We start from the raw sequence: 26,573 nt of genomic DNA on the forward strand, positions 1-26,573 counted from the left end.
CGAAGGACCTCGGGGCTTCAGAAGGCGCCGCACTGCGGCGCCTTTTTCATTTCGGCCGCGAGGCATTGTGCGATACACCCTGGCCAGACCCGATTGCGCATTCGGGAAAGTGCGGCACGATCTCGAAATGAAGTGCAGGAAGCAGCAGGAGAAAGACCGTACGAGCGCGCCGCGGCAGGAGCCCTTGTCCGCCCAGCAACCGGGATGGCAGGTGCGGACATGAAGGACGACGAGGTAAAGACGAAGGTCCGTCCCGGGGGCCTGCGGTACGAGTCGAAATCGGGCGGAACCGATTTCCCCGGCCCCTATGGCGGGACCATGAGCTGCTTCGTCTGCGGGCGGCACGTCGCAAGGTCCCGGCTGGTGGCCTTCAGGTTGGCCACCGGATTGCAGTACCGCTGCCGCGACGGCTGTTGAGGGGCGCGAGCTCAGGCGGCCGCGCGCGCCGCGGGGGCGGCCACCCAGCGCAGTCCTTCCTGCAGGGCATAGTCGGCCGCGGCCAGGCGGTCGCGGAAGATCCGCGTGAGCCGCACGACGCGATCCGTGGTGCCGCGCCCGCTGCCCGCCCGGATGGAGACGGAACAGGCGAACCAGCCGCCCTCCACCAGCTTGGTGAGCGGCGAGATGAGGTACTTGCCGACCGTGACGGTCGCGTGATGATGGGTTGTCGTCATATCGTTCTTCTAGTGTGGGTAAGGTGAGCGCTCGAGGCTCGCGTCGTCGCCGTGGCCGTCAAGTCGGATGTCCCTCGAAAACAATGGCCCGCGCCGCACGCGCCACGCGGTGCAAGCGCCAGGAAGATCATCGATGGGAGATTCGGCGGCTCGGCAGGTGCGAGCAGGCCAGGGACCTGAAGAGGCAGGGTCTTGTGCAACGTCAGCCGGCCCATGGTACCCGATCCGGCGGTTTCGTGCTGCGACGCAGGCGCGGCTGCAGCGTCCGCTCCGGCGGCCCCTTGGTCCACTGTCGCCCGCCTGCAGGCTCAGGGAAGATGCGGCCCATGCGCTGCGTACTGCCGATGCTCCTCGCATTGCTCGGCCTGCCGCTTCAGGCAGCCGAGCTGCAGCCCTTCTCCGCCACCTACACCACCGACTCGGAAAAGGTGCCGGTCAGCGGGACCTCCGGGCGCGCCCTGAAGCCCCTGGGCAACGGATGCTGGGAACTGAGCTTCGAGGCCGCCGTGCTGGTGATCCGGTTCAGCGAAATCAGTACCTTCTGCGTGGACGACGGCACCTTCCTGCCGCAAACCTACCGGTACCAGCGCAGGAGCCTGGGCAGGTCCAGGGAGGTCGCGCAGGAGTTCGACTGGGCCGGGAAGCAGGTCGTCGGCAACAACCGCGGCAAGCCGGTGCGCATCGCGCTCGAGCGCGGCATGCTGGACAACTCGACCTACCAGCTGGTGCTGCAGCAGGACGTCGCCGCCGGCAAGAAGAGCATGAGCTACCAGGTGGTCGACGGCGACGAGATCAGCACCTACGACTTCCGCGTGCTGGGCGAGGAGCGCGTCCCCACCCAGGCCGGATGGGTCGCGGCGATCAAGGTCGAACGCGTGCGCGACCCGGCCGAGAACAGCCGCAAGACCGTGATGTGGTTCGCCAGGGACTGGGGCTACCTGCTGGTGCGCCTGCACCAGGTGGAAGAAGACGGCAAGGAATACCAGGTCATGCTGAAGGAAGGCACGGTCAACGGCCGGGCCGTCAAGGGCGCCGAGGAGTGAGCGAGCCTGGTGCGGATCAGTCGTCCGGGGATCCACCCGGGCAGGCGTGGTGCCGAGGCGGGGCGCCCCCTCCCCCGGAGGGGAAGGGAGGAAGGGCGGTCAGTCCAGCGAGACGTTCGCCTCGCGGATCACCTTGCCCCACTTGGCCGTTTCGGCGTCGATGAAGCCCTGGAACTCCGCCGGCGTGCTGCCCGCGGGGATCGTGCCCATCGCATCGAGCTTGGCCCGCACGTCGTCCATCTTCACAATCGCCGCGATCTCGTCGGACACGCGCTTCACGATCGGCGCGGGCGTGCCCGCCGGCGCCAGCACGCCGGCCCAGGTGCTGGCGACGAAGCCCTTGATCCCCTGCTCCACGAAGGTCGGAACGTCCGGCAGCGCCGGCAGCCGCTTATCGCTCGCCACGCCGATCAGCCGCACCTTGCCGGCCTTGCCGGGCGCGATCAGGCCCTGGGCCGCATCCATGAACAGGTGGATCTGGCCCCCGAGCAGGTCCGTGAAAGCCGCCGCGGAGCCGCGGTACGGGATGTGGACCATGCGCGTGCCGGTCAGGATCTTCAGCAGTTCGGTCGACAGGTGCACCGCGGAACCGTTGCCGCTCGAGCCATAACTGATCTTGCCGGGATTCGCCCTGGCGAAAGCGATGAAGTCCTTCGCCGTCCTGTACGGCGCATCGTTGTTCACCGCCGCCACCAGCGGCGACAGCCCGATCAGCGACACGGCCGCCAGGTCCTTCTTCGGGTCGTACGGCAGCTTCTTGTACAGCGTGGTGTTAGCCGCATGCGCAGCGATCACCACCGCGAAGGTCTGGCCGTCGGGCGCCGCCTTCGCGAGCTGGTCCACCGCGACGATGCCATTGGCGCCGGGCTTGTTGTCCACGATCACGGGCTGGCCCAGGCGCTGCCCGAGCTTGTCGCAGATCAGCCGCGCGGTGACGTCGGTGAAGCCGCCAGGCGGATACCCCACGAGCACCTTGATCGGCCGCTGCGGCCAGTTCTGCGCCCGCACCATCGGCGCGGCCAGCGTCGCCGCGACAGCGGCAGTGAAATGACGGCGTTGCATCTTCTTCCTGTCTCCTCGGATCGACAACTCTCTATTCCGCCGCGATCGCCTTGTCGCGGATCACCTTGCCCCACTTGTCGTAGTCGGTCCTGATCCGCACCGCCATCTGCTGCGGCTTCTGGTAGTTCGCGATCGCGCCGGCATTGAGCAGCTTCTCCTGCACCACCTTGTCGGCCAGGATCTCGCCCACTTCCCTGCTCACGCGCTCGACGACGTCCTTCGGCGTTCCGGGCGGCGCCAGCAGCCCGCCCCAGGACACCGCATCGAAACCCTTGAAGCCCTGCTCCGCGATCGTCTTCACCTCCGGCAGCACCGACACCCGCTGCGGCGAGCCGACGCCGATGGCGCGCAGCTTGCCCGACTTGATGTGCGGCAGCGCCGCGACCAGGTCCGCGTACATCATGGGCACCTGCCCGCCGATGGTGTCCGTGATCGCGGGCACGCCGCCCTTGTAGGCGATGTGCTGCATGTCGAACTGGCCCAGTTGCTTCAGCAGCTCCATGCTCAGGTGGCCGAAGCTGCCGGCGCCGGAGCTGGTGTAGCTGATCTGCCCCGGGCGCGCCTTCGCGTGCGTGATCAGCTTCTGCACGTCGGTCACGGTGGGCATCAACGAGGGATTCACCACCATCACGATCGGCAGGTCGTACACGGTCGCCACCGGCACGAAGTCCGTCACGGTGTCGTAGCCGGCCTTCTTGTACATGTGCGGCGCCAGCAGCGTCGGCGTGGCCAGCATCATGAAGGTGTAGCCGTCGCCGGGCATCTTCGCGACCTGCGCGGCCGCGATGGAGCCGGACGCGCCGGCCTTGTTCTCCACCACCACCGGCTGCTTCAGCCGCTCGGCCAGTTGCTGGCCGACGATGCGCGAAGCGGTGTCGGTGGGGCCTCCCGGCGGGAAGGGGACGATCAGCTTGATCGGCCGGGTGGGCCAGGCGTCGGCGGCGAGCGCGGGCGCGGCGAAGAGGGGCAGCAGGCAAAGGTACAGCGCGCGGCGGGTGAGCCCCGCCAGGGAAGAGGATCGCACTTGGGAATCTCCGTCAGGTAGTCTTGGTCACGCCCTGCGCTTCGAGTTGCGCCAGGCGTTGTTCGTCGAAACCGAGCAGGTCTCGCAGGACCTCGCGGGTGCCCTCGCCCAGCACGGGCGGCGGCAGGCGCACGGGCAGCCGCTCGCCGTCCATGCGGTAAGGGGGCGCCATCACATGCATCTGCCCGGCGACGGGGTGCGGCTGCCGCGTGACGAGGCCCGCGCTCACCGCGCGCGGCGAGGTCAGCGCCTCGTACAGGCCCAGCACCTCGCCGCAGGGGATGCCGACGGCGGCCAGGCGCTCCAGCAGCAGCTTGCGCGGTCGCGCGCCGATCTCGGCCAGCAGCAGCGGCACCAGCGTGTCGCGGTTCTGGCCGCGCACGAGGTTGGTCTTGTAGCGCTCGTCGGCGGCGACGTCGGGCCGCTCGATCACGTCGATGCAGAAGCGCTCGAACTGCGCGTTGTTGCCCACCGCGATGATCAGCGGGCCGTCCTTCGCATCGAACACGCCGTAGGGCACGATGGAAGGATGGGCGTTGCCGTAGCGCGGCGGATCCTTCTCCATCAGCAGGGCCTCGAGCCCGTAGTAGGCGCTGATCATCAGGCCGCTGTCGAACAGCGCCATCTCGATGTGGCGGCCCTGCCCCGTGCGCTGGCGATCGAACAGCGCCGCCAGCACGGCCTGCGCCGCATACATGCCGGTGAACATGTCCACCGCGGCGACGCCGAACTTCAGCGGCTGCTGCGTCGGCTCGCCGTTGATGGCCATCAGCCCGGACTCGCCCTGGATCACCAGGTCGTAGCCGGGCCGCGTCGCCTCGGGGCCGTGCCGGTCGTAGCCGGAGACGGAGCAGTAGACGATGTCGGGCTTCACAGCCCGGATCTGCTCGTAGCCCAGGCCCATCTTTTCGGCGCCGCCGAACTTGAAGTTCTGCACCACCACGTCGCACTGCTTCGCCAGCTCCCGCACCAGCGCCTGGCCTTCGGCGGTGGCGAGGTCCACCGTGACCGAACGCTTGTTGCGGTTCATGCTGTTGAAGTAGGCCGTTTCGGTCTTGCCGACGCGCAGGCCCCAGTCGCGCGTGTCGTCGCCGCGCTTGGGATGTTCGACCTTGATCACCTCGGCGCCGAAGTCGCCCAGCACCTGCGCGCACAGCGGGCCCGCCAGCACGCGCGACAGGTCCAGCACCCGGACGCCGGCCAGCGGCAAAGCGCTCACGCCGGCACCCCCGTGCCGCGCGCGGACTGCAGCACGGCCGACGCGGCCTCCTGCGCCGCGCCCAGCGCGATGAAGCGCGCCAGGTGGTGGTCCTCGTCGCCGAGCTGGTGGTCGATCATGACCAGGCGCTTGGCGAAGTGCGGCAGCGGCAGCTCCCAGGTCATGCCGATGCCGCCGTGCAGCTGGATGCTCTCCTCCGCCACCAGCGTGCCGATGCGGCCGATGCTGTACTTGGCCGCCGACAGCGCGCGCTCGCGCACGATGCGCTCGGCGTCCAGCGCCGCGGCGGCATTGATCACGGCGGAGCGCGCCTGCTCGATTTCCAGCAGCACGTCGGCCATGCGGTGCTGCAGGGCCTGGAAGCTGCCGATCGGCTTGCCGAACTGGCGGCGCGTCTGCAGGTAGTCGATGGTCATGGCCTTGGCCGTGTCCATCGCGCCGACGGCTTCGGCGCACAGGGCCAGCACGCCGCGGCCCACCGCCTGCTCGAGCAGCGCGAATCCCTCGCCTTCCGGGCCGAGCAGCGCACTGGCCGGCAGCCGCACCTCCTCCAGCACCACTTCGGCCGCGCGGCCGCCGTCGATGGTGGGATAGTCGCGCACGCGCAGGCCCGGCGTGGCGGCGGGGATCACGAACAGCGAAATGCCTTCCGCATCGTCCACCGCCCCCGAGGTGCGCGCCGACACGAGCAGCAGCTCCGCCTGCGCCCCCAGCGGCACGACGGCCTTGCGGCCGCTCAGGACGTAGTCCGCACCCTCGCGCCGCGCGCTCGTGGCGACGCGCTGCAGCGCGTAGTGCGAATCGGCCTCCTCGTGCGCCAGCGTGGCGATGCAGTCGCCGGCGATCAGCGCCGCGACGGCCTCGGCCCAGCGCTCGCCGCCCTGCGCCAGCGCGCTGCCCGCCAGCAGCGTCGGCAGGAAGGGCTCCAGCACCAGGCCGCGGCCCAGCGCCTCGAAGACGACGGCGATGTCGAAGCCGCCGCCGCCGAAGCCGCCCTGCTCCGCGTCGAACAGGGCGCCGATCACGCCCAGTTCGGCGAACTGCTTCCATTGCTCGCGGCTGAAGCCCCCGGCCGACTTCGCGATCGCGTGGCGCTTCTCGATGGAGTACTGCTCGCTCACGTAGCGCTGCAGCAGGTCCGCCAGCATGCGGCGGTCTTCCGTGTGGTCGAAGTTCATGGTGTCACAGCCCCAGGATCATCTTGGAAATGATGTTCTTCTGGATCTCGTTCGAGCCCCCGAAGATCGACAGCTTGCGATTGTTGAAGTACTGGAGCGCGGCGAAGCTCGCCTCGGCCGGGCCCACCCGCTCGCCGTCGTAGCCTTCGTCCAGCGCCTCGTCGATGAAGGGCAGCGCGTACGGCCCCATCGCTCGGCGGATCAGCGAGTTGAGCTCCTGGCGGATCTCGGTGCCGCGGATCTTCAGCATGGAGCTCTCCGCCCCCGGCACCCCGCCGCCGGCCACCGCCGCGATCACGCGCAGGTTGGTGGTCTTCATGTTCTCGAGGTCGATCTCCACCTTCGCCATGCGGGCGGCGAACAGCGGGTCCTGCGCCAGCGGGCGGCCGTTCTTGCGCACGCGCGACGCGACCGCCTTCAGCCGCTCCATCGCGGCCACCGAGAAGCCCACGCCGGCGATGTTGGTGCGCTCGTAGGTCAGCAGGTACTTGGCGCAGGTCCAGCCCTTGTTCTCGCCGCCCACCAGGTTCTCCACCGGCACCTTCACGTCGGTGAGGAACACTTCGTTGACTTCGTGCTCGCCGTCCAGCGTGATGATCGGCCGCACCTCGACGCCGGGCGAGTCCATGTCGATCAGGAGGAAGCTGATGCCCTCCTGCGCCTTGGCCTCGCGGTCGGTGCGCACCAGCGCGAACATCATGTTGGCGTGCTGGCCCAGCGTGGTCCAGGTCTTCTGCCCGTTCACGACGTAGTGCTCGCCCTGGCGCACCGCGGTGGTCTTCACCGAGGCCAGGTCGGAGCCGGCGCCCGGCTCCGAGTAGCCCTGGCACCACCAGTCGGCGCCGTCCAGGATGCGGGGCAGCCAGTAGCGCTTCTGCGCTTCGTTGCCGTACTTGATCAGCACCGGGCCCAGCATGTTGAGGCCGAAAGGCACCGTGCGCGGCGCATAGGCCAGCGCGCAGTCGTGCTCGAAGATGAACTTCTGCACCGCGTTCCAGCCCGGGCCGCCGTATTCCTTCGGCCAGTGGTTGGCCAGCCAGCCGCGGGCGTTCAGGAGCGCGTGCCACTCCTCCAGGTCGGCCTTGGTCAGCCGCTGGCCGCCGCGCACCTTGGCGGTCAGGCGCGCGGGCACCTCGTTGGCGAGGAAGCGCTGCACCTCGGCGCGGAACGCCTGTTCCTCGGGGGTGAATGTCAGGTCCATGGTGTGTCTCCTGCCTCAGTCGGCGGGGTGGTTGAGGCTGTCGAAGTTGCGGCCCTGCGTGACCAGTTCCACCAGCAGCGGGGAGGGCTGCCAGAACAGCGGGTCTTCCTGCGCGAACTCGCGGATGTCGGCCAGCACGCGGTCGAGGCCGATGCTGTCGGCGTACTTCATCGGGCCGCCGCGGAAGCGCGGGAAGCCGTAGCCGTAGAGGAAGGTCACGTCCACGTCGAGCGGGCGCAGCGCGATGCCTTCGCGCACGACGTTGGCGCCCTCGTTGATCATCGCGGCCATGTAGCGGCGCACGATCTCCTCGGCGCTGAACTTGCGCGGCTTCACGCCCGCGCGCTGGCGCTCGGCATCGATGATGGCCAGCACCTCGGGATCGGGGGTTCCGGCGCGCGCGCCTTGCGGGTAGAGGTACCAGCCGCGGCCGGTCTTCTGGCCGAACCAGCCGCGCTCGCAGATGCGGTCGGCGATCTGCACGTAGCGGGCGCGCGGGTCGCGGGTGGCGGCCTTGCGCTTGCGCGTGGCCCAGCCGATGTCGCCGCCGGCCAGGTCCGACACCTGGAAGGGCCCCATGGGGTAGCCGAAGGCGCGCACGGCCTCGTCGACGTCGTAGGGGCTGGCGCCGTCCTCCACCAGGTAATCGGCGGCCTGCCGGTACTTCGCCAGGATGCGGTTGCCGATGAAGCCGTCGCAGACGCCGGCGCGCACCGGCACCTTCTTCAGCTTCTTCGCCAGTTCGAAGGCGGTGGCGACCACGTCGGCCGAGACCTTCGACGGCACCACGATCTCCAGCAGCTTCATGATGTTGGCCGGCGAGAAGAAGTGCAGGCCGATCACGTCCTGCGGCCGCGAGATCGAGGCCGCGATCGCATCGATGTCGAGGTAGGAGGTATTGGTGGCGAGCACGGCGCCCGGCTTGCACACGCGATCCAGTTCGGCGAAGACGGCCTTCTTGACTTCGATGTCCTCGAACACGGCTTCGATCACGAGGTCGGTGCCGGACAGGGCCGCGTAGCCGGTGCTGCCGCCGAAACGCGCCAGCACGGCTGCCCTGGCTTCGGCCGTCATGCGGCCCTTCTGCACCAGGCCGTCGTAGACCTTCTCCACGTTGGCGCGGCCCCGGGCGAGCGAGGGCTCGTCGCGCTCCACCATGGTGACGGACAGGCCGGCGTCGAGCACGGCGACGGCGATGCCGGCGCCCATGGTGCCGCCGCCGATCACGCCGACCGAAGCGACCTGGCGTGGTTTCGCGGCGCGCGTCTCCGGCGCCTTCACCACTTCACGCTCGGCGAAGAAGGCGTGGATGAGGCCGGCGCGCTGCGGGCTGTCGATGCATTGCAGGAAGAGGCGGCGCTCGTTCCACAGCGCTTCGGCGAAAGGCAGGTCCAGGCCCGCTTCCACCGCCTCGACGATCTTCAGCGGCGAGAACAGGCCGCGCGACTTCTTCGCGGTGTCGGCGGCGATCTCCTTCAGGGTCGCGCGGGCGGCCTCGATGTCGGCGGCGAGCGGCGAGTCGCCGGCGCGGCGGATCGCGGCGCGGCTGGCAAGAAGATACTGCGCGTAGGCCACGCCGGCCGCCTCGGCCTGGCTGCCCTCGGCGATGCGGTCGACCAGGCCGGCTTCCAGCGCTTCCTGCGCGCCCATGTGGCGGCCGCTCAGCATCAGGTCCAGCGCGGGCTTCAGGCCCATCAGGCGCGGGGCGCGCTGCGTGCCGCCGGACCCGGGCATCAGCCCCAGCTGCACTTCGGGCAGGCCCAGCTTCGCGTCGGCCAGCGCGATGCGGAAGTGCGCCGCCATCGCCACTTCCAGTCCGCCGCCGAGGGCGGGGCCGTGGAGGGCCGCGATCACCGGCTTGCCGCTGGCCTCGATCCGGTTGCAGACCTCCGGCAGGCTGGGAGGCAGCGCCGGCTTGCCGAATTCGCGGATGTCCGCGCCGGCGATGAAGCCGCGGCCTTCGCCGGCCAGGACCAGCGCGCGGACCTCGGGGTCCGCTTCGGCGGCTTCGACGGCCTGCAACAGTCCCCGGCGCACGTCGGCGCTGAGGGCATTGACGGGGGGATTGGAGATGGTGGCGACCAGGAGCGCGCCCTGGCGATGCGTGCGGACCGCGGCAGAGGCGGCCGAGCTGGAGCTTGGCATACGGGGTTCCCTTGGAGATGGCGCGAGCGGATTCTGGATCGATCAATCCGACTTGACAATTGCCAAGCCACTGGACAGACTGTCAAATTCTCTTTGACACCGCCATGGACCTCGGCGCCCTCACCCTGCTCGTCGAGATCATCGACGCCGGCAACCTCAGCCTCGCCGCCCGCAAGCTGCGGATGACGCGGGCCAATGTCAGCTACCACCTGAATCAGCTGGAAAAAGACGCCGGCGTGCAACTGGTGCGGCGCACGACGCGCCGGGTCGAGCCCACGGAGGTCGGCCGCCGCCTCTACGAGCATGGCCGGCGGGTCCAGAACGAGATGCTTGCGGCGCGCGAAACCATCGCCACCTTCGGCCAGGGCCTGCAGGGCCGGGTCGGCCTGTCGGTGCCCAGCGGCTTCGGCGAGCTGGTGATGTCGCAGTGGCTGATCGAGTTCAAGCGCCAGTTCCCCGGCATCGTGCTGGACGTGCTGTTCGAGAACCGCGCCGACGTGCTGCGCGACGAGGTCGACATCGCGATCCGCGTGATGGCGGAGCCGCCGCCGTCGCTGGTGGCTCGGGACCTCGGCAACGTGCGCTACCTCGCCTGCGCCTCGCGCGCGTACGCGGAGCAGCACGGCCTGCCGACGCAGCTGGCGCAGCTCGCCGCCACGCCCGTGATCACCTCCGGCGTGCAGGGCCGCCAGTTGCGGGTGCGCGCGTACCAGGGCGGCGAACGCGAGGACGTGATCCTGGAGCCGACGCTGATCTCCGAGCACTTCCCCTTCCTGCGCAAGGCGATCCTCGCCGGGCTCGGCGTGGGCATCGTGCCGGACTACGTGGTGAAGGACGCCATCGCCGGCGGCGAGGTGCTCAGCACGCTGGACGACTATCGCCTGAGCATCTTCGGCACCAGCATGTACCTGCTGTACATGCCGGACCGGCACCAGATCCGCGCGGTGCGCACGTGCATCGAGTTCCTGCTGGAGAAGGCGCGCTCGCTGGCCTAAAGGTGCTGTCATGGCGCGGGCAAGCCCCTGACAGCCGACGTCGACGCCCGCCGACTGCCCGGACGGCCGCGCGCGGTCCAGCATCGGGGAATGCGCACCCTGTTCGTGACCGATCAGCGCCAGGAGTGGTTCGACATTCCGGGCGCCACCGTCCTGACGGCCCGCCGCTACCTGGCGCAGACCGGCAGCGGTCGCGAGGCCGACGCCCGCATCCTCAACCTCTGCCGCACCGGCCGCTACCAGGGGCGCGGCTACTACGTGTCGCTCCTCGCCGAGGCGCGAGGCCAACGGCCGCTGCCCGACGTCAAGACCGTGGAGGACCTGAAGTCCGAGACGCACGTGCGCGCGATTTCGGCCCAGCTCGAAACGCTGGTGGACGAGACGCTGCACCACGACGAGAGCGACCGCTTCGAGCTCGACGTGTACCTCGGGAAGGATCCGGCACGACGCCACCAGGCCCTCGCCGAGAAGCTGTTCGCGAGCGTACGCGCACCCCTCCTGCGCGCACTGTTCGGCCGCGCGCAAGGACGCTGGCGCCTCGATGCCGTCGAGGCCATCGGCATCGCCGACATTCCGCCGCAGCACCGTGCGTTCCTGCTGGAGGTCGCGAAGGCGTTCATCGCCGACCCGGCGCCCGCCCGGCCGAAGCGCGGCGCGACGGACCGGCCCCGGCTTGCGATCCTGTGGGACCGGGACGAAGCGCACAAGCCGTCCAACGAGGAAGCGCTGCAGCGGCTCGTGCAGGCCGCGCCGCTGGTGGGCCTGGAGGCGGAGCTCATCGGCCCCGGCGACCTGGAGCGCCTGCCGGAATTCGATGGGCTCTTCAACCGCGCCAGCCCCGAAGTGAACGGGGTCACCTACGAGTTCGTGCGCCGCGCCGAAGCGCTGGGCATGCCGGTGGTGGACGATCCCGAATCCATCCTCAAGTGCCTGAACAAGGTGTACATGCACGAGCTGATGACGCGGCACGGGATCGCGCAGCCGCGCACGCTGATCGTGCAGCGCGGCAACCTCGACGAGGTGGTGGGCACGCTGGGCCTGCCCTGCGTGCTCAAGCTGCCGGACAGCGGCTTCGGCCTCGACGTGATCAAGATCGAATCGGAGGAGCAGCTGCGGCGCGAGGCGGAACGCTTTTTCCAGGTGTCCGAGCTCATCGTCGCCCAGGAGTGGCTGCCGACCGGCTTCGACTGGCGCGTCGGCGTCTACGACCGGCGGCCGCTGTTCGTCGCCAAGTACTTCATGGCGCCCGGCCACTGGAAGGTGAACCAGGTCGCCGAAGGGCAGCGGCTGATCGAGGGCCAGACGGTGGCGATGGCCGTGGGCGAAGCGCCCGAGCAGGTGGTCGACATGGCCGTGCGCGCCGCCAACCTGATCGGCCGCGGGCTGTACGGAGCGGACCTGAAGCAGGTCGACGATCGCGTCTACCTGATCGAGGTGAACTGCAATCCCAACATCGACGCGGGCAACGAAGACCAGGTGCTCGGCGAGGCGCTCTACCGCGAAGTCCTCGGCGTGTTCGCGCGCCGCATCGCGGAGGCGAGAGGCGGCGCCGCCAAGTGAAGGCCCCCATGGAATTCGGCATCACCTATGGCAGCCTCGCGCGGCAGCGCACCGGCTGCATCGTCGTCGGCGTGTACGAGGGGCGCAGGCTGTCGCCCTCGGCGGCGGAGCTCGATGCCGCATCGGGCCAGGCCATTGCCAGGATCCTGGGGCGCGGCGACCTCGAAGGCGAAGCCGGCACGACGCTGCTGCTCCACGACCTCCCGAACGTGGACTCCGAGCGCGTGCTTCTCGTCGGCCTGGGCGACGAGGGCGAACTCGCCGAAAGCCGCTACCGCAGGGCGCTCTCCTGCGCGACCCGGACGCTGCGGGCCACGGGCGCCGCGGAGGCGACGATCTGCCTCACCGAGCTCGGCGTGCAGGGTCGCGACACCCCATGGAAGATCGAACAGGCGGTGCTGGCGGTCATGGAGGGCCTGTATCGCTTCGACGGGCTCAAGAGCACCCCCCCGGCAGCGAAGCGCGCGCTGAGGAAAGCGGTCTTCCACGTCGCCGATCGCGCGGATGCGGCCGCGGGCGAGGCGGCCATCCACCGCGCCGCGGCGATCGCCGAGGGCATCGCGCTCGCCAAGGATCTCGGCAACATGCCCCCCAATCTCTGCACCCCCGCGTACCTCGCCGACCAGGCCCGCGAAGTCGGCCAGCGCCAGGGCTTCAACGTGGAGATCCTCGAGCAGCCGGACATCGAGCGGCTGGGAATGAACGGCTTCCTCGCGGTCGCGCGCGGCAGCCGCCAGCCCCCGAAGCTCATCGTCATGGAGTACCGCGGCGGACCGCCCGGCGCGCGGCCGCTGGTTCTCGTCGGCAAGGGCATCACGTTCGACGCGGGAGGCATCTCCATCAAGCCCGCGCCCGAGATGGACGAGATGAAGTTCGACATGTGCGGCGCCGCGAGCGTGTTCGGCGCCCTGTGCGCGGCGGCGCTCATGAAGCTGCCGCTCGACGTGGTCGGCATCATCCCGGCCGCGGAGAACATGCCCGACGGCAACGCGACGCGGCCCGGCGACATCGTGAGGACGATGTCGGGCCGGACCGTGGAAATCCTCGACACCGATTCGGAGGGGCGGCTCGTCCTCTGCGATGCGCTCACCTACGCGGAGAGGTACGAGCCCGCGGCCGTCATCGACATCGCCACGCTGACGGGCGAGATCGTGAGCGCGCTCGGGGATGTCGCCACTGGCATGTTCACCAACAGCGAAGTGCTCGCCCGCGAGGTCCTCGCGGCCGGCGAAAGCGCGTGGGACCGCGTCTGGCGGATGCCGCTGTGGGACGAGTACCAGGACGCGCTCCAGTCGAACTTCGCGGACCTGCCGAACATCGGCTCGCACGCCGACTGCGCGGTGACCGCGGCGTGCTTCCTCTCGCGGTTCACCCGGCGCTACCCCTGGGTGCACCTCGACATCGCGGGAACGGCCTCGAAGGGCGGTGCGGACAAGGGCGCGACGGGCCGGCCGGTGGCGCTCCTGGCGCATTTCCTCGCGGGCCGCGCCACGGCCTAGTGTCCTGTCCCACAAATATCTAGGCTCTCGTTCGGTGCATGCGGGGATGATCGGTGGTTGGCCAGAGTGGGTCCAGCCTGGCCGGCTGGACCCACTCTGGACGACCGCCGAGGGCCCCGCATGCGCCGAACCCTCCGGGCTGCCCCGTATCGGGCCGCATGCCGCGTTGCGTGCACGGGTCAAGCCGGCCAGGCTTGACCCGCGCCCGCGCCTTGCCTGCGGCCCGATACGGGGCAGCGAGAGCCTAGATATTTGTGGGACAGGACACTAACCGTGCACGCGGCGCGAATCCTCCGGCGCCTGCGCCCGCTCCTCCAGGCCGTAGTCGCGCACCACCGCCGCGATGCGCAGGCGGTAGTCGCGGAACATCGTCCCCCGGCCCGCCGCCTGGGCCGCGCGGTGCGATTCCAGCTGGCGCCAGCGCGCGAGGCACTCCTCGTCGCGCCAGAAGGACAGGGACAGCAGCTTGCCGGGCTCGGCGAGGCTCTGGAAACGCTCGATGGAGAGGAAGCCTTCCATCTTCTCCAGTTCCGGCCGCAGGCGGGCAGCCCAGTCCAGGTAGGCCTGGCGATGTTCGTCGCGTGGCCAGACCTCGAAGATGACGGCGATCATGCGGACTCCTTCGCGCGCCATGCGCTGCGCGAGCCTACGCCGTCCGCACCTCCACGAGCAACTCCTCCAGCACCCGCAACACCAGCTGCGGCTCCGTGAGCTGCGGGAAGTGCCCGCTCTTGTGCGCAACCACCTGTTCCCCCCGCGGCGACAGCCGCGCCAGCGCCTGCTGGTTGGCGCGCCGCGCGCCCACCGCGGCGGGCGACATCAGCCAGGCCTTGGGCGTGAGCCCGCCCGTGACCACGCGCAGCGGCACCTCGGGGAAAGGGCCGGCCGCCTCGACCTCGCGCACGGTGTCTTCCACGCAGGCCAGCTCCGCATGCAGGTTGGGCCGGAAGAACACGTCCGGCAGCACCAGCAGTTTCGCCAGCGCCCGCTCGATCTGCGCCTCGTGCTTCTTCAGCACCTCGTGGTCGGCGGGATGCGTCGCCTCGATCAGCAGCACGCCCGCGACTTCCCGCGGATACAGCCGCGCGTAGAGATTCGCGAACAGGCCGCCGAGGGAATGCGCCACCAGCACATACGGCGGCGCGAGGTCCGCGTACCCGAGCAGTTCGCGCAGCGCGCCGAGCACCACGGCGCCGGTCTGGCGCGCCCGGGGACGGTCGCTGCCCTGCATCCCGAAGCGGTTCCAGCCCAGCACGCGGCCGACGCGCTCGACGCCCGGATAGAGCGCCTCCCAGCCCTGCAGGCTCATTCCCGTGCCGCTGAACAGCACGATCCGGGCGGCCCCGTGCCCCGAGAGGATGTAGCTCAGGCGGCCGCTGCGCGTCTGCACGGCCTGGATGCCGGGGAGCCGGGCGCGTCGGGTGGGCGCGAACTGCGGCATGCCCCGGCGCCGGGCTCAAGCCCCGCCGATCCCCACGTTGATCCTGCCGGTGCCGCTGCACTCGGGGCAGTCGGAGGCGCCGAGCCGGCCGCTGCCGCCGCAGCGGGGGCACACGGTCTCACCGGTGCCGGGCGTGCCGGCCGGGGCTTGGTCGCCGGGGCTCATGGGCCGCCGCGCGGGGCCCGGCTGGCCGCCGGTGTGCCCGGCGGCCTGGTCGGAGCGCCCCTCGGTGCCGGCGGGAAGGTCGAAGGAAGCGCCCGGATCCTCTTCCCCTGCCACGGAGGCGAGCAGGTCGTCGGGATCGTCCGGACGTGGCCGGGCCCTGGAGCCCGTCGTGGATTCTTGCTGGTTGCCGGCCATGGTGCGTCCTCGTGTGAAGCGCCCATCCTAGGAAGCGGCGGTCCACCGCGGCGTAGGACAGGCGCCCACCTTGGGCGCGCCGAAGTCAGCGACCCTGCCAGACGGGCGGACGCTTCTGCACGAAGGCCTGCACGCCTTCGCGGAAGTCGGCGCTGCCGTAGGTGCGGCGGATCAGGTCCTCGGCCTCGGGCAGGCCGTGGCGCAGCAGGCGGGCGAGCGCCTCCTTGCTGACCTGCTGCGTGACGGGCGCCAGCGACGCCAGCTTCGCACAGAGCTTCTGCGCCGCCGCCTCGATCGCCTCCGCCGGCGCGATCTCCAGCACGTAGCCGCAGGCGTGCGCCTCCTCGGCGGCGATCAGGTCCGCCAGCAGCAGCAGGCGCTGCACGCGCGGGCGCCCGAAACTGGCAACGAGGCCCGCCACGTTGGCCATCGACAGGCAGTTGCCCAGCGTGCGCGCGATCGGCACGCCGAACCTGCTGCCCGGCGTGGCGATGCGGAAATCGCAGGTGCTCGCGATGGCGAGGCCGCCGCCGATGCACCAGCCCTGCACCACCGCCACCGTGGGCATGGGCAGGCCGGCCAGCAGTTGCATGGTGCCGTCGATCTGGCGCTCGTAGGCGACGCCGCGCTCGCCGTCGAAGTCCTGGAACTGCGCGATGTCGGTGCCGGCGACGAAGGCCTCGCCGCCGGCGCCCTGGAAGCGCACCACGCGCACCGAGCGGTCCTCGCGCAACTGCTCGCAGATCGCGCGCAGGCGCTCGTACATCGCCCAGGTCATCGCGTTGCGCGCCTCGGGACGGTTGAAGGTGACCGAAGCCACCTTCCCCTCGATCAGGAGGTCGACCGAACCTTCCGCCGTCACGCATCCCCCTTCACGCCGGCTTCCTTGATGATCTTGCCCCACTTCACCTGTTCGGCGTGCATGAAGGCCTGGAACTTCTCGGTGGAGCCGCCGCCGTCCTCGGCGCCGGACGCTTCCAGCTTTTCCATCACGTCGGGCATGACGAGCGCCTTGTTCACGTCCTCGTTCATCCGCCTGGCCATCGCGGGCGACATCTTGCCCGGGCCCACCAGGCCGTACCACGTCGTCGCCTCGAAGCCGGGGAAGCCCGATTCCGCCATCGTGGGCACGTTGGGGTGGCCGGCGGCGCGCTTCAGGCGCGTCTGCGCGATGGGGATCGCCTTGCCGCTCTTCACGTGCGGCGTGGCGGCCGTCATCGTGTCGAAGCTGTACTGCACCTGGCCGCCGATGAGGTCGGTGAGCATCGGGCCCGAGCCCTTGTACGGCACGTGGATCGCCTTCACCCCGGCCTGCAGCATGAACATCTCCAGCGCCAGGTGCTGCGCGCTGCCGTTGCCGGCGGACCCGAAGCTGACCTGGCCCGGATTGGCCTTGCACAGGGCCACGAGGTCCTTCACGGTCTTGGCCGGCTGCTGCGCGTTGCAGATCAGGAGGTTGGGCGTGACGCCCACCATGGCGATCGGGGTGAAGTCCTTCTCGGCGTCGTAGTTCAGCTTCTGCAGGTGCGGGACGATCGCGTGGCTGTTGATGTGCGCCATGTGCAGCACGGAGCCGTCCGAGGGCTGCTTGGAGACGTAGTCGGCCGCGATGGTGCCCGACGCGCCTGCCTTGTTCTCCACGATCACCTGGGTCTTCCACATCTCGCCGAGTTTCTGGCCGATCACGCGGGCCAGCAGGTCGGTGCCGCCGCCGGGCGCGAAGCCGACGATGATGCGGACGGGGCCCTGGGGCAGGTTCTGCGCGCGGGCCAGCGGCAGGGCGATCGAAGCCGCGACGCCGGTCACGAAGGTTCTGCGTTGCATGGTGTCTCCTAGTGTGGTTCTGTCGAAATCTCAGGCGGCCTTCTGCAGGGCGACGGGGGCCGGGTGGCCGGCGAAGTACTCCATGGCAGCGGCGACGCCCGAGCCCGCCAGCTTCACGCCGGAGAGCTTGAGTCCCATTTCGCAGCCGGACAGGGCAGCCATCAGCGTCAGGTCGTTGCAGTCGCCGAGGTGGCCGATGCGGAACATGCGGCCCTTGACCTTGCCCAGGCCGGTGCCCAGCGACAGGTCGAAGCGTTCGTAGATCAGCTTGCGCACGGCGTCGGCGTCGACGCCCTCGGGCATCACCACCCCGGTGAGCACCGGCGACTGCGTCGCGGTCTCGGTGACCTGGATCTCCAGGCCCCAGGCCCGGACGGCGGCGCGAACGCCCTCGGCCCAGCGCTGGTGGCGCGCGAACACGCCCTGCAGGCCGCCGAAGGCGGGATCCAGCAGCATGTCGCAGGCTTCGGCCAGGCCGTACAGCAGGTTGGTGTTGGGCGTGTAGGGCCAGTAGCCCGTCTTGTTCATCTCCACGATCTCGTCCCACGCCCAGAAGGACTTGGGCAGCCGGGCCGTCCTGCTCGCCTCCAGCGCCTTGGGCGACAGCGCGTTGAAGCTGATGCCCGGAGGCAGCATCAGCCCCTTCTGCGAGCCGCTGACGGTGACGTCCACGCCCCACTCGTCATGCTTGTATTCGGCCGAGGCCAGGCCCGAGATGCTGTCGACCAGCAGCAGGGCCGGGTGCCTGGCGGCGTCGATCGCGCGGCGCACGGCCAGGATGTTGCTGGTGGCGCCGGTGGAGGTCTCGTTGTGGACCACGCACACGGCCTTGATGGAATGCTCCTTGTCGGCCCGCAGGCGCTCCTCGATCAGGTGCGCCTGCACGCCGCGCCGCCAGCCCTCCACGCCCGGCAGGCCCAGGAACTCGGTCTTCACGCCCAGGCGCGTCGCCATCTTGTTCCACAGGGTGGCGAAGTGGCCGGTCTCGTACATCAGCACGTGGTCGCCGGGGCTCAGGACGTTGGCCAGCGCCGCTTCCCAGGCGCCGGTGCCCGAGGCCGGATAGATCGCCACCGGGTGCCTGGTCTGGAAGATCTGCTGGATCCCCTTGAGCACCCGCAGGCCGAGGGCGCCGAACTCCGGCCCGCGGTGGTCGATGGTGGGCAGGCTCATGGCCCGCAGGATGCGATCCGGCACCGGCGACGGGCCGGGGATCTGCAGGAAATGGCGGCCGGTGGGGTGGTAGTCGAGGGTCAGCATGGCGGCGGGGTGGTTGCAGGTGGCGGCCATTTTTTGCATACAAAATTCGCTTGTCAATGGCTATGACCCTTAGTAGGACATTTGCGCAACGAAGGTTTTGCATACAAAATGCCACTCCATGTCCGCTGAAGTCATCGCCATCCCGCGTGCCGCCCTCCACGAGCAGGTCGCGCAGCGCTTGCGCCAGATGCTGGTGGAAGGCCGCATCGCCCCCGGCGCCAAGCTCAACGAGCGCGAGCTGTCCGAGCGCCTGAACGTCTCGCGCACCCCCCTTCGCGAGGCGATCAAGATGCTGGCGGCCGAAGGCCTGGTGGAACTGCTGCCCAACCGCGGCGCGGTCGCGGTCTCGCTGACCGAGGAGGACATCGCCAACACCTTCGAGGTGATGGCGGGGCTGGAGTCGCAGGCCGGCGAGCTGGCGGCCCAGCGCATCACGGAGTCGGAGCTCGCCGAGATCCAGGCCATGCATTTCGAGATGATGGCCGCCTATACCCGGCGCGACCTGTCCTCCTACTACACGCTCAACGCGCGGATCCATTCCGCGATCAGCGCCGCGGCCAAGAACCCGGTGCTCGCGCAGGTCTACCAGCAGGTCAACGCACGCCTGCAGGCCCTGCGCTTCCGTTCCAACCAGGACGGCGAGAAGTGGAAGAACGCCATGAAGGAACACGAGAAGATGATCGAAGCCCTGGCCGCGCACGACGGCGCGGCGATGCGCGAAGTGCTGCTCTCGCACCTGCGCAACAAGCGCGAGGTGGTGCTGGAGCAGCTGCGCGCCGCGCGCGCGGAGGCCGCGTCGTGAACGCCCCGCTGCCGCTGGAGATCGCCCGCGAAGCCGCGGGCAACGCCTACGACACCGTCAGCCAGGCCAGCAACGAGGTCGCCGGCCGGCTGGCCCAGCGGCTGGCCGCCGAGACCCAGGGCGAGGTGCTGTTCTCGCCGGCCGACCGCGGCCGCTACGCCACCGACGCCTCGATCTACCAGGTGGTGCCGGTCGGCGTGTTCGTGCCGAAGTCGGCCGAGGACGCGCGCATCGCCCTCGACATCTGCCGGGACCTCAAGGTGCCGGTGGTGCCGCGCGGCGGCGGCACCAGCCAGTGCGGCCAGACGGTGGGCGCCGGCCTCGTCATCGACTTCTCCAAGCACGTGCGCAAGGTGCTCGAGGTGGACGCGGCCCAACGCACCGCCACGGTGGAACCGGGCATCGTGCTGGACCACCTCAATGCCCACCTGAAGAAGACCGGCCTCTGGTACCCGGTGGACGTGTCCACCGCGGCGCAGGCCACGCTGGGCGGCATGGCCGGCAACAACTCCTGCGGCAGCCGCAGCATCGCCTACGGCAACATGGTGCACAACGTGCTGGGCGCGCAGGCCTGGACCTCCGACGGCCAGCTGCACACCTTCGGCCGCTTCGACGAGGCGGGCGGCGCGGTGCGCGCCCTCGGCGAACGCGTGCGCGACCTGGCGCTGGCGCTGGCCCCCGAGATCGAGGCGAACTGGCCCAAGGTGCTGCGGCGCGTCGCCGGCTACAACCTCGACGTCTTCCACAACCAGAACGAGAAGCCGTACACGAAGGACGGCAGCGTCAACCTGGCGCACCTCCTGGTCGGCAGCGAAGGCACGCTGGCCCTCACCCGCAGCCTCAAGCTGCAGCTGTCGGAGCTCCCGCGGCACAAGGTGCTGGGCGTGGTGAACTTCCCGACCTTCTACCAGGCGATGGACTCGGCCCAGCACATCGTGAAGCTGGGCACCGACGGCACGCTCACCGCGGTCGAACTGGTCGACCGCACGATGATCGACCTGTCGCTGCAGAACCCCGCCTTCGCGCCCACCGTGCGCACGGCCCTGATCGGCCGGCCCGACGCCCTGCTGCTGGTGGAATTCGCCGGCGCCGACAAGGCGGCGCTGGCGAGGAAGCTGTCCGAGCTCGAACAGCTGATGGGCGACCTGGGCCTGCCCGGCTCGGTGGTCCTGATGTCCGACGAGGCCCCGCAGAAGAACCTGTGGGAAGTCCGCAAGGCCGGCCTCAACATCATGATGAGCCTCAAGGGCGACGGCAAGCCGGTGTCCTTCATCGAGGACTGCGCGGTGCCGCTGCAGCACCTGGCGGAATACACCGACGCCCTCACCCAGGTGTTCCGCAAGCACGGCACCAAAGGCACCTGGTACGCGCACGCCTCCGTGGGCACGCTGCACGTGCGGCCCATCCTCGACATGCGGCGCAACGGCGCGCCCGAGATGCGCGCCATCGCGGAGGAAGCCTCGGCCCTGGTGCGCAAGTACAAGGGCGCCTACAGCGGCGAGCATGGCGACGGCCTGTGCCGCGGCGAGTGGATCCGCTGGCAGTTCGGCCCGAAGATCGACGACGCCTTCCGCGAGATCAAGCGGATGTTCGACCCGCTGGACCTGCTCTCGCCCAGGCGCATCATCGATCCGCCGCGCATGGACGACACGCGCCTGATGCGCTTCCCGCCCACTTACAAGGTCATCCCGCTGCAGCCGGCCCTGGACTGGAGCGCCTGGGACGTGCAGAACGACCCCGCCACGGAAAAGACCACCGCGCCCGGCACCGGCGGCGACCAGGCGAAGGGCCTCGCCAAGGCCGTGGAGATGTGCAACAACAACGGCCACTGCCGCAAGTTCGACGCCGGCACGATGTGCCCCAGCTACCGCGTCACGCGCGACGAGAAGCACCTCACGCGCGGCCGCGCCAACACCCTGCGGCTGGCCCTCTCCGGCCAGCTGGGCCCGGACGGCCTGGCGAGCGAGGACGTGCGCGAGGCGCTGGAACTGTGTGTCAGCTGCAAGGGCTGCAAGCGCGACTGCCCCACGGGCGTGGACATGGCGCGCATGAAGATCGAGTTCCTGGCCGCCGACCGCAGGAAGAACGGCTTCTCCCTGAAGGACCGCCTGATCGGCCGCCTGCCCGATTACGCCGCCACCGCCAGCCGCTTCGCCGGCCTGCTGAACCTGCGCAACCGCGTGCCCCTGCTGGCGAAGCTGGGCGAGAAATTCCTGGGGCTGTCGGCGCAGCGCAGCCTGCCGGAATGGGAAAGCTGCCACTTCTTCCAGGCCGGCGTGCCGGGCGCCTCGCGCGAGGAACTGCTCGCCGCGCAAAGGCCCGTGGTGCTGTTCGTCGACACCTTCAACGCCTTCTTCGAATCGGCCAACGCCAAGGCCGCCTTCCACGTGCTGGCGGCGGCTGGCTACACGGTGCACATCGCCAGCAAGGAAACCGGCGACGGCAAGCACCTGTGCTGCGGCCGCACCTACCTGGCCAGCGGCATGGTGGACGAAGCCCGCGCCAAGGCGACGGAGTTGGTGGACGCCCTGCACCCGCTGGCGGCCAAGGGCATCCCGGTGGTGGGGCTGGAGCCCTCCTGCCTGCTCTCCCTGCGCGACGAGTTCACGGCGATGGGCTTCGGCGAACGGGCCCGGGTGCTCGCCGGGCAGGCGCTGCTGCTGGAGGAGTTCCTGGCGCGCGAAGCCGCGGCCGGCCGGCTGGAAGAACTGCGCGGCAAGCTCAAGCCCCTGGACAAGCCCATCCTGGTGCACGGCCACTGCCACCAGAAAGCTTTCGGCGCGATCTCGCCGGTGCTGGACGTGCTGAAGCTGGTTCCCGGCGCGCAGCCCCAGCTCATTGAATCGAGCTGCTGCGGCATGGCCGGCAGCTTCGGCTACGAGGCGAAGCACCACGCCGTGTCGATGCAGATGGCCGAACTGAGCCTGCTGCCCGCCGTGCGCTCGGCGCCGGACGCCCTCGTCGTGGCGGACGGCACCAGCTGCCGCCACCAGATCCACGACGGCGCGCAGCGGCAGGCGCTGCATGCGGCGGTGGTGCTGGAGATGGCGCTGCGGGCCTGAGCCGTCCGGGGCGGGCGGGCGCGCAGGGTCGCATCGGGCACACATCCCGTGCGAACCCGGCCGTGCGCGGGCACAATGGGGACGTGACCTCATCCTGCACCATCCGCGCCGCCCTCCCCTCGGACGAAGCTGCCTGGCGCCGGATGTGGCGCGGCTACTGCGACTTCTACCGCGCCCAGGTGCCGGAGGAAACCACCCGCAGGACCTGGAGCCGCATCCTCGATCCCGATTCCGCCGTCATGTGCATCGTGGCGGAGGTCGATGGCCAGGTGTACGGATTCGCCAACTGCGTCGTGCACGAGAACACCTGGGAGACGCAGCCGGTCTGCTACCTCGAAGACCTGTTCGTCATGCCGTCCGCCCGCGGCCACGGGCTGGGCACCGCCCTGATCGAGTGGCTGCGCAACGCCATGCGCGCCGAGGGCTGGGCCCGCCTGTACTGGACGACCAAGGCGGACAACGCCCCGGCCCGGCGCCTGTATGACCGCTTCACGCAGGCGGACGGCTTCGTCCGCTACGTGATCCGGCAGAAATGAGGCCCGGCCGCCCGCGACGAACGCTGCGCTTCCGGCTGTTCCTGCTGGCCGCGAGCGGGCTGCTGCCCCTGGCCATCGTGGCGGGCATCGTGCTGGCGTGGCTCAGCGCCGAGCGCCAGCGGGATGCGCGCGAGAACGCGCTGGCGGTGTCGCGCGCGATGGCCACCGCCGTCGACGCGGAGCTCCGCGCCACCCTCGGCGTGCTGCAAAGCCTGGCGCTCTCCGACGAACTGGCGCCCGCCCACCTGCGCCGCTTCCATGCCCTGGCGCGCCGGGTGGCCGAAGCCCAGGGCTGGCGCTCCATCGTGCTGGCCGATCACCAGGGTCGTATCCTGCTGAATTCGTCCATGGACCCCGACGCGGCCAACCCGGCGCCGGTCGAACCCGGCAGCATGCGCCTCGCGATCGAGAAACGCCAGCCGGTGGTGGGCGACGTGGCGCGCGGCCCCCTGCGCCTGCCGGCGTTCGCGGTGCGCCTGCCGGTGGAGAAAGACGGCGAGCTGCGCTACGTTCTCTCGGCCGTGATTCCCACGGAGCACGTCCTCACCGTGCTGATGAGGCAGCAGATCCCCGCCACCTCCGTGGTCTCGGTGTTCGACCGCCGGCTGCAACGGGTGGCGCGCTCGCGCCCCCATCCCACCGAGAGACCGCCCGCCTCCCTGCAGGCGCTGCTGGAGAAGGGCAACCCGGAAGGCATGGGCACCACCTTCACCCTGGACGGCGTGCGCAGCCAGACCGGCTATACGCGCCTGGCGGCCTGGGGCTGGGTGGTCGCGACCAGCATCGCCGCGGCCGACGCCGGCACCGGCGTGTACGAGGCGCTGGGCGCGGTGGCCGCGGGCCTGTTCGCCTCGCTGGCGCTGGCGGCCATTCTCGCCTGGTACTTCGCGCGCGACGTCGCGGACCCGATCGACGCCCTCAAGGCCGCGGCCGGGGCGCTCGGGCGCGGCGATCCGGTGCACCTGCCGCGGCTCGACATCGCGGAGCTGCAGGAGGTCGGCGCGGCCCTGGAACACGCCTCCACCGACCGGGACTGCGCCGCGCAGGAACGCCGCGCCGCCGAAGCCGAACGCGAGACCCTGCTCGCCCGCGCCACCGAGGCGCTGCAGCGGGCCGAGGAGGCCGGCCATGCCAAGGACGAATTCCTGGCGATGCTCGGCCACGAACTGCGCAATCCGCTGGCGCCGATGTCGACGGCCCTGCACCTGATGGCGCGCAAGGGCGATCCCGGCACGCAGCGCGAGCGCGAGGTGATGGAGCGCCAGGTCGCCCACATGAAGCGCCTCGTCGACGACCTGCTCGACGTCTCGCGCATCACCGGCAAGCGGCTCGAGATGCGCCTGCAGCCGCTGCACCTGGCCACCCTCGTGCGCCACGCCGCCAGCGCGGTCCAGCCGGTGCTCGGGCTGCGCCACCTGGACCTCCGGATCGACGGCGGGGCCGAGGCCCTCTGGGTCGCGGGCGACGAGGTGCGGCTCGCGCAGGTGCTCAACAACCTGCTCGGCAACGCAATCAAGTTCACCGGTCCCGAAGGCGCGATCACCCTGGGGCTCGCGCAGGCCGGCGCCGAAGCGCGGATCACGGTCGCGGACGACGGCGTCGGCATGCCGCCCGAAGTGCTGAAGCACGTGTTCGACCAGTTCTACCAGGCTCCGCAGGGCGTGGACCGCTCGCGCGGCGGGCTCGGGCTGGGCCTCGCCATCGTGCGCAGCCTGCTCGAGATGCACGGCGGCGGGGTGGAAGTGGCGAGCGCGGGCGCCGGCCGCGGCAGCACCTTCACGGTGCGCCTGCCGGTGGCCGCCGCCCCGCCCGAGGCAGCCGCCGCGGCAGAGGCGGGCCTGGCGCCCCCCTACCGCCAGCGGGGCCGCATCCTGCTGGTGGAAGACAACCGCGATGCCGCCGACACCGCGGCCGTGCTGCTCGAACTGTCGGGCCTGGAAGTCCAGGTGGCGTACGACCCCGGCGTCGCACTGAGCATGCTGGAGCGCTTCCCGCCCGACGTCGCGGTGCTCGACATCGGCCTGCCCGGCATGAACGGCTACGAGCTGGCCGGGCGGTTGAAGGCGCACCCCAATGGCAGGAACTGCTATCTTGTGGCGCTGACCGGGTACGGCACCGCGTCGGACCTCGCCCGTGCGCGCGCGGCCGGCTTCCGCCAGCACCTGGTCAAACCCGCGGCACCGGATGCGCTGCTGGAGGCGATCCGGGAGGGCCTGCGGGAGAACACGGACAGGAGATCCCCATGACCTTGCACCGTCGCCAGTTCCTCCATGCACTCGCCTTCGCCGCGGCCTCGCCCGCCATCGCGGTCGCGCAGCAGCCTCGCACCACGCGCCTGCGCGGCACCGTGGAGGCGATCTCCGACTCGAAGCTGACCCTGCTCGAACGCAGCGGCCAGCGCATGGAACTCGCACTGTCCCCCAACTGGATCGTCACCGAGGTCTATCCGGTGAAGCTGGAAGACGTGAAGGCCGGCAGCTTCGTCGGCGTGGGCGGCATGCCGCAGCCCGATGGCAGCCAGCGCGCCATCGCCGTGGTGCTGTTTCCCGAAACCATGCGGGGCACCGGCGAGGGCCACTATCCGTTCGACTTCCTGCCACAAAGCACCATGACCAATGCGACCGTGGCCGACGTCGCGAAGTCGCCCACGGGCGAGCGGCTGGAACTTAAGTACAAGGATGGCCAGAAGACCATCATCGTGCCGCCCGAAGCGCCGATCGTGAGCCTGCGCCCCGGCGAGCGCGGCATGGTGCAGGCCGGCCAACGCGTGGCCGCCGTCGTGCAGGACGTCAACGGCACGCCCACCGTGGTGCGCGTGAACGCCGGCCGCAACGGCTTCGCCCCTCCCTACTGAGAAGAAGGAACGACCCTGACCGAAGCCCGGCTGCGTGAAGAGATCTGCCGCGTGGGCAGGAGCCTGTTCGAGCGCGGCTACGTGCACGCCACTGCCGGCAACATCAGCGCGCGCCTGGACGACGGCTTCCTGATCACGCCGACCGACGCCTGCCTCGGCTTCCTCGAGCCGGAGGCGCTGGCGAAGGTGGACCTGCAGGGGCGGCAGGTGGGCGGCGCACCGGCCAGCAAGACGCTGATGCTGCACCGGCGCATCTATGCGGCGCACGCCGCGCCCGCGGCGGCGCCGCGCTGCATCATCCACACGCACAGCACCCACTGCGTGGCGCTGACGCTCGGCGACCCGCAGGGCGAACTGCTGCCGCCCATTACTCCTTATTTCGTAATGAAGGTGGGGCACGTGCCCGTTGTTCCCTACCACCGCCCTGGCGCGCCGGAAGCGGCCGAGGCCGTGGCCTCGCTGATCACCCGCTACGCCGGCCGGGGCACGCCCTTGCGCGCCGTGATGCTCACGCGGCTGGGGCCCAACGTCTGGCACGACTCGCCCGCGCAGGCGATGGCCGTGCTGGAGGAGCTGGAGGAGACGGCGAAGCTCTGGGCGATCGCCGATCCGAAGCCGCATCCCCTCGGGGAGGACGCGCTCGACCAGCTGCGCATTGCATTCGGCGCGCGCTGGTGAACGCGGGCCCCGAAGGGCAGCGACACAAGCGATTACATCTTTCTCCCGATGGTGGGAGTCCAACGGCACCTTCGTTCATCGGTGCGGCGAGGAAGCCTCTCTACACTCGCGTCCACGCCCCTTCGCGGGCGCAGCTCGCCCCTCTTTCCTCCGCCC

23 protein-coding genes are annotated in these 26,573 nt (G+C 70.2%); 10 read left to right on the top strand and 13 right to left on the bottom strand.

From position 1 onward, the window contains the following. Nucleotides 1–428: 428 nt before the first annotated feature. Entirely contained in the window at nt 429–674 is a 246-nt protein-coding gene (locus JJ685_RS21695) for a hypothetical protein (protein ID WP_201676428.1), read from the bottom strand. Nucleotides 675–1,000: 326 nt separating this feature from the next. Between JJ685_RS21695 and JJ685_RS21700 the strand changes: the two genes are divergently transcribed. Continuing rightward, complete coding sequence (locus JJ685_RS21700) at nt 1,001–1,717, top strand: DUF3108 domain-containing protein (RefSeq protein WP_201676429.1); 717 nt, start codon at nt 1,001–1,003, stop codon at nt 1,715–1,717. Nucleotides 1,718–1,816: 99 nt separating this feature from the next. On the opposite strand, the gene JJ685_RS21705 is transcribed toward JJ685_RS21700, so the two are convergent. Genes JJ685_RS21705 through JJ685_RS21730 form a run of 6 tightly spaced genes read right to left on the bottom strand, consistent with a single transcriptional unit; the run spans nt 1,817 to nt 9,546 of the window. Further along, nucleotides 1,817–2,779 carry a tripartite tricarboxylate transporter substrate binding protein gene (locus JJ685_RS21705; RefSeq protein WP_201676430.1) on the bottom strand — a complete coding sequence of 321 codons (963 nt, stop codon included), beginning with the start codon at nt 2,777–2,779 and terminating at the stop codon, nt 1,817–1,819. Nucleotides 2,780–2,810: 31 nt separating this feature from the next. Continuing rightward, nucleotides 2,811–3,803: a tripartite tricarboxylate transporter substrate binding protein gene (locus JJ685_RS21710; RefSeq protein ID WP_201676431.1), complete on the bottom strand. Its 993-nt coding sequence runs from the start codon at nt 3,801–3,803 to the stop codon at nt 2,811–2,813. 13 nt (nt 3,804–3,816) lie between these two features. Further along, nucleotides 3,817–5,022, bottom strand: coding sequence for a CaiB/BaiF CoA transferase family protein (locus JJ685_RS21715; protein WP_201676432.1), 1,206 nt, complete (start codon nt 5,020–5,022; stop codon nt 3,817–3,819). Then, complete coding sequence (locus JJ685_RS21720) at nt 5,019–6,200, bottom strand: acyl-CoA dehydrogenase family protein (protein ID WP_201676433.1); 1,182 nt, start codon at nt 6,198–6,200, stop codon at nt 5,019–5,021. Before JJ685_RS21720 ends, JJ685_RS21715 begins: the two co-directional genes overlap by 4 nt. Nucleotides 6,201–6,204: 4 nt before the next feature. Next, nucleotides 6,205–7,401: an acyl-CoA dehydrogenase family protein gene (locus tag JJ685_RS21725; RefSeq protein WP_201676434.1), complete on the bottom strand. Its 1,197-nt coding sequence runs from the start codon at nt 7,399–7,401 to the stop codon at nt 6,205–6,207. A gap of 15 nt (nt 7,402–7,416) precedes the next feature. After that, nucleotides 7,417–9,546 carry a 3-hydroxyacyl-CoA dehydrogenase NAD-binding domain-containing protein gene (locus JJ685_RS21730; protein WP_201676435.1) on the bottom strand — a complete coding sequence of 710 codons (2,130 nt, stop codon included), beginning with the start codon at nt 9,544–9,546 and terminating at the stop codon, nt 7,417–7,419. Between the two features lie 104 nt (nt 9,547–9,650). On the opposite strand from JJ685_RS21730, the gene JJ685_RS21735 reads away from it, so the two are divergent. The 3 genes from JJ685_RS21735 to JJ685_RS21745 all read left to right on the top strand — a co-directional run bounded on the left by JJ685_RS21735 (nt 9,651) and on the right by JJ685_RS21745 (nt 13,600). Beyond that, on the top strand, nt 9,651–10,541 hold the full coding sequence (locus JJ685_RS21735) for a LysR family transcriptional regulator (protein ID WP_201676436.1): 891 nt from the start codon (nt 9,651–9,653) through the stop codon (nt 10,539–10,541). A gap of 90 nt (nt 10,542–10,631) precedes the next feature. Next, a complete protein-coding gene (locus JJ685_RS21740; protein ID WP_201676437.1) occupies nt 10,632–12,101 on the top strand; it encodes a RimK family protein in 1,470 nt (489 codons plus the stop codon). 8 nt (nt 12,102–12,109) lie between these two features. Continuing rightward, nucleotides 12,110–13,600 (top strand): leucyl aminopeptidase, encoded by a 1,491-nt coding sequence (locus JJ685_RS21745; RefSeq protein WP_201676438.1) that lies wholly within the window; start codon nt 12,110–12,112, stop codon nt 13,598–13,600. 267 nt (nt 13,601–13,867) lie between these two features. Here JJ685_RS21745 and JJ685_RS21750 read toward each other — a convergent pair whose 3' ends face one another. The 6 genes from JJ685_RS21750 to JJ685_RS21775 form a co-directional block, all read right to left on the bottom strand. Then, nucleotides 13,868–14,212, bottom strand: a complete 345-nt coding sequence (locus JJ685_RS21750) for an antibiotic biosynthesis monooxygenase family protein (protein ID WP_201676439.1) — start codon at nt 14,210–14,212, stop codon at nt 13,868–13,870. Between the two features lie 34 nt (nt 14,213–14,246). Next, nucleotides 14,247–15,041 (bottom strand): alpha/beta fold hydrolase, encoded by a 795-nt coding sequence (locus tag JJ685_RS21755; RefSeq protein WP_201676440.1) that lies wholly within the window; start codon nt 15,039–15,041, stop codon nt 14,247–14,249. 15 nt (nt 15,042–15,056) lie between these two features. Then, nucleotides 15,057–15,401, bottom strand: coding sequence for a hypothetical protein (locus JJ685_RS21760; protein ID WP_236599178.1), 345 nt, complete (start codon nt 15,399–15,401; stop codon nt 15,057–15,059). An 85-nt stretch (nt 15,402–15,486) separates the two neighbouring features. Next, entirely contained in the window at nt 15,487–16,263 is a 777-nt protein-coding gene (locus tag JJ685_RS21765) for an enoyl-CoA hydratase/isomerase family protein (protein WP_201676441.1), read from the bottom strand. Then, the gene (locus JJ685_RS21770) at nt 16,260–17,225 is read right to left on the bottom strand and encodes a Bug family tripartite tricarboxylate transporter substrate binding protein (protein WP_201676442.1); all 966 of its coding nucleotides are present in this window, start codon (nt 17,223–17,225) and stop codon (nt 16,260–16,262) included. Before JJ685_RS21770 ends, JJ685_RS21765 begins: the two co-directional genes overlap by 4 nt. 30 nt (nt 17,226–17,255) lie before the next feature. Continuing rightward, the gene (locus JJ685_RS21775) at nt 17,256–18,485 is read right to left on the bottom strand and encodes a pyridoxal-phosphate-dependent aminotransferase family protein (protein WP_201676605.1); all 1,230 of its coding nucleotides are present in this window, start codon (nt 18,483–18,485) and stop codon (nt 17,256–17,258) included. A gap of 118 nt (nt 18,486–18,603) precedes the next feature. On the opposite strand from JJ685_RS21775, the gene JJ685_RS21780 reads away from it, so the two are divergent. The 6 genes from JJ685_RS21780 to JJ685_RS21805 all read left to right on the top strand — a co-directional run bounded on the left by JJ685_RS21780 (nt 18,604) and on the right by JJ685_RS21805 (nt 26,417). Then, nucleotides 18,604–19,287, top strand: a complete 684-nt coding sequence (locus tag JJ685_RS21780; protein WP_201676443.1) for a GntR family transcriptional regulator — start codon at nt 18,604–18,606, stop codon at nt 19,285–19,287. Then, nucleotides 19,284–22,349 carry an FAD-binding and (Fe-S)-binding domain-containing protein gene (locus tag JJ685_RS21785; RefSeq protein WP_201676444.1) on the top strand — a complete coding sequence of 1,022 codons (3,066 nt, stop codon included), beginning with the start codon at nt 19,284–19,286 and terminating at the stop codon, nt 22,347–22,349. The genes JJ685_RS21780 and JJ685_RS21785 overlap by 4 nt, the downstream gene beginning before the upstream one ends. 83 nt (nt 22,350–22,432) lie before the next feature. Continuing rightward, nucleotides 22,433–22,885, top strand: coding sequence for a GNAT family N-acetyltransferase (locus tag JJ685_RS21790; RefSeq protein ID WP_330901815.1), 453 nt, complete (start codon nt 22,433–22,435; stop codon nt 22,883–22,885). Next, nucleotides 22,882–25,131 carry a hybrid sensor histidine kinase/response regulator gene (locus JJ685_RS21795; RefSeq protein ID WP_201676445.1) on the top strand — a complete coding sequence of 750 codons (2,250 nt, stop codon included), beginning with the start codon at nt 22,882–22,884 and terminating at the stop codon, nt 25,129–25,131. Before JJ685_RS21790 ends, JJ685_RS21795 begins: the two co-directional genes overlap by 4 nt. Then, nucleotides 25,128–25,739: a hypothetical protein gene (locus tag JJ685_RS21800; RefSeq protein ID WP_201676446.1), complete on the top strand. Its 612-nt coding sequence runs from the start codon at nt 25,128–25,130 to the stop codon at nt 25,737–25,739. Before JJ685_RS21795 ends, JJ685_RS21800 begins: the two co-directional genes overlap by 4 nt. Nucleotides 25,740–25,754: 15 nt before the next feature. Beyond that, nucleotides 25,755–26,417 (top strand): class II aldolase/adducin family protein, encoded by a 663-nt coding sequence (locus JJ685_RS21805; RefSeq protein ID WP_201676607.1) that lies wholly within the window; start codon nt 25,755–25,757, stop codon nt 26,415–26,417. Nucleotides 26,418–26,573: the final 156 nt, after the last annotated feature.

This window comes from Ramlibacter monticola (genome assembly GCF_016722785.1).
Classification (GTDB): domain Bacteria; phylum Pseudomonadota; class Gammaproteobacteria; order Burkholderiales; family Burkholderiaceae_C; genus Ramlibacter; species Ramlibacter monticola.

Bases quoted from the DNA above. Each gene is read 5' to 3' on its own strand.
- JJ685_RS21740 (WP_201676437.1), top strand. From the start codon at position 10,632: ATGCGCACCCTGTTCGTGACCGATCAGCGCCAGGAGTGGTTCGACATT.
- JJ685_RS21705 (WP_201676430.1), bottom strand. From the start codon at position 2,779: ATGCAACGCCGTCATTTCACTGCCGCTGTCGCGGCGACGCTGGCCGCG.
- JJ685_RS21760 (WP_236599178.1), bottom strand. From the start codon at position 15,401: ATGGCCGGCAACCAGCAAGAATCCACGACGGGCTCCAGGGCCCGGCCA.
- JJ685_RS21750 (WP_201676439.1), bottom strand. From the start codon at position 14,212: ATGATCGCCGTCATCTTCGAGGTCTGGCCACGCGACGAACATCGCCAG.
- JJ685_RS21720 (WP_201676433.1), bottom strand. From the start codon at position 6,200: ATGAACTTCGACCACACGGAAGACCGCCGCATGCTGGCGGACCTGCTG.
- JJ685_RS21755 (WP_201676440.1), bottom strand. From the start codon at position 15,041: ATGCCGCAGTTCGCGCCCACCCGACGCGCCCGGCTCCCCGGCATCCAG.
- JJ685_RS21795 (WP_201676445.1), top strand. From the start codon at position 22,882: ATGAGGCCCGGCCGCCCGCGACGAACGCTGCGCTTCCGGCTGTTCCTG.
- JJ685_RS21770 (WP_201676442.1), bottom strand. From the start codon at position 17,225: ATGCAACGCAGAACCTTCGTGACCGGCGTCGCGGCTTCGATCGCCCTG.
- JJ685_RS21780 (WP_201676443.1), top strand. From the start codon at position 18,604: ATGTCCGCTGAAGTCATCGCCATCCCGCGTGCCGCCCTCCACGAGCAG.
- JJ685_RS21700 (WP_201676429.1), top strand. From the start codon at position 1,001: ATGCGCTGCGTACTGCCGATGCTCCTCGCATTGCTCGGCCTGCCGCTT.
- JJ685_RS21800 (WP_201676446.1), top strand. From the start codon at position 25,128: ATGACCTTGCACCGTCGCCAGTTCCTCCATGCACTCGCCTTCGCCGCG.
- JJ685_RS21725 (WP_201676434.1), bottom strand. From the start codon at position 7,401: ATGGACCTGACATTCACCCCCGAGGAACAGGCGTTCCGCGCCGAGGTG.
- JJ685_RS21775 (WP_201676605.1), bottom strand. From the start codon at position 18,485: ATGCTGACCCTCGACTACCACCCCACCGGCCGCCATTTCCTGCAGATC.
- JJ685_RS21735 (WP_201676436.1), top strand. From the start codon at position 9,651: ATGGACCTCGGCGCCCTCACCCTGCTCGTCGAGATCATCGACGCCGGC.
- JJ685_RS21695 (WP_201676428.1), bottom strand. From the start codon at position 674: ATGACGACAACCCATCATCACGCGACCGTCACGGTCGGCAAGTACCTC.
- JJ685_RS21745 (WP_201676438.1), top strand. From the start codon at position 12,110: ATGGAATTCGGCATCACCTATGGCAGCCTCGCGCGGCAGCGCACCGGC.
- JJ685_RS21730 (WP_201676435.1), bottom strand. From the start codon at position 9,546: ATGCCAAGCTCCAGCTCGGCCGCCTCTGCCGCGGTCCGCACGCATCGC.